Annotated in this window: 1 protein-coding gene; it reads right to left on the bottom strand. The window is 58.3% G+C overall.

Going from position 1 to position 1,597, the window contains the following annotated elements; genetic code table 11:
• Window positions 1–1,597: immunoglobulin-like domain-containing protein (locus tag IAE39_RS29410; protein WP_328825635.1), on the bottom strand; the 1,597-nt coding region annotated here is incomplete at both ends.

Here is a 1,597-nt window from a genome sequence, read left to right as displayed (position 1 = left end):
GGTGTCAGTCACGGCAACAGTCGCAGGCTCGCCGAACTGCAGGTTCTCGAAATTCGACCCGTCGACGGTAGCATCAGCGATGCCAACCTCGATTTTGCCCTTGTCGACGAATACGTCGTCGCCTTGCGGCTTGGCGGTGTATGGCTTGGAGACTTCGCCTATGCCGAAGGTGATCTTGTCGCCGTTGCTCAGGGTAACGGTGAGCGGTTTATCCAGCGGCTTGTTCAAAGTGACGACGAAGTTAGGCGCAGTCGCTTCGTCAACCGATTTCTCGACCGCATTGATGCTGACTTTGACCAGATCGCCTTCGTTCTCGCCGCCTGGGTTGTTTGGCGTGCCTTGTTCGTCAGTCACAACGGTGCTGACAGAATCTTTGCCCAGCTCCAGTTGCTCGAACTGGTCAGCGCCCTTGCCGGAAACACCGGTCAGGGTCTGAGTGATGGTAACCGGGTCGTTGACGTAGACGTTGTCCGGGGCAGTAACCGTGGTGGTACCTACCGATTCACCGGCCTTGACGGTCACGGTGGTGCCATCGGTCAAGGTGAAGGTCAGGCCCTTGTGGTTGGTAACCGGCAGGGACGGATCCGCGCTGACCAGCTTCACGGTGTAGGTGATCTTGCCGCCTTCGGTCACGGTACCGCTGCTGACCGACAGCTCTGCAGTGACTGGGCTCTGCGTATCAGTCACAGCAACCGAAGCGGCTTTACCGATCTGCAGGTTTTCCAGCTGTTCACCGACCACTTCCGCTTTGGTGATGCTGACAGTGATCTTGCCTTCGTCCTTGAACACGTCGTCGCCTTGGGCAGGCGCGGCGTACGACTTGGTGGTCTCGCCAGCGGCGAATACCACGGTAGCACCGGTGCTCAGGGTGACGGTGAACGGCTTGTCCAACTCCTTGTTCAAGGTGATGGTGAAGGTCGGTTCAGTCGCTTCGTTGACCGAGACTTGATCGGCCACGATGGTGACCTTGACCAGGTCACCTTCGTTCTCGCCACCTGGGTTATTAGGCGTGCCTTGTTCGTCGGTCACAACAGTGCTGACGCTGTCTTTACCCAGTTCCAGTTGCTCGAACTGGTCAGCGCCCTTGCCGGAAACACCGGTCAGGGTCTGAGTGATGGTAACCGGGTCGTTGACGTAGACGTTGTCCGAGGCAGTAACCGTGGTTGTACCTACCGATTCACCAGCTTTGACGGTCACCGTGGTGCCATCAGTCAGGGTGAAGGTCAGGCCTTTGTGGTTGGTAACCGGCAGGGACGGATCTGCGCTGACCAGCTTCACGGTGTAAGTGATCTTGCCGCCTTCGGTCACAGCGTTAGAGCTGACAGACAGCTCTGCAGTGACCGGGCTCTGCGTGTCGGTAACCGCCACGCTCGCAGCCTTGCCGATCTGCAGGTTTTCCAGTTGTTCGCCGACTACTTCTGCCTTGGTGATGCTGACAGTGATCTTGCCTTCGTCTTTGAACACGTCGTCGCCCTGCGCCGGTGCGGCATAGGACTTGGTGGTCTCGCCAGCGGCGAACACCACGGTAGCGCCAGTGCTCAGGGTAACGGTGAACGGCTTGTCCAACTCCTTGTTCAAGGTGATGGTGAAGGTCGGT

Origin of the sequence: Pseudomonas sp. S37 (assembly GCF_016658545.1) — a bacterium.
Taxonomy (GTDB): domain Bacteria; phylum Pseudomonadota; class Gammaproteobacteria; order Pseudomonadales; family Pseudomonadaceae; genus Aquipseudomonas.
Note: the sequence above shows the minus strand (reverse complement) of the source record. Positions and strands in the feature narration are given on the sequence as shown.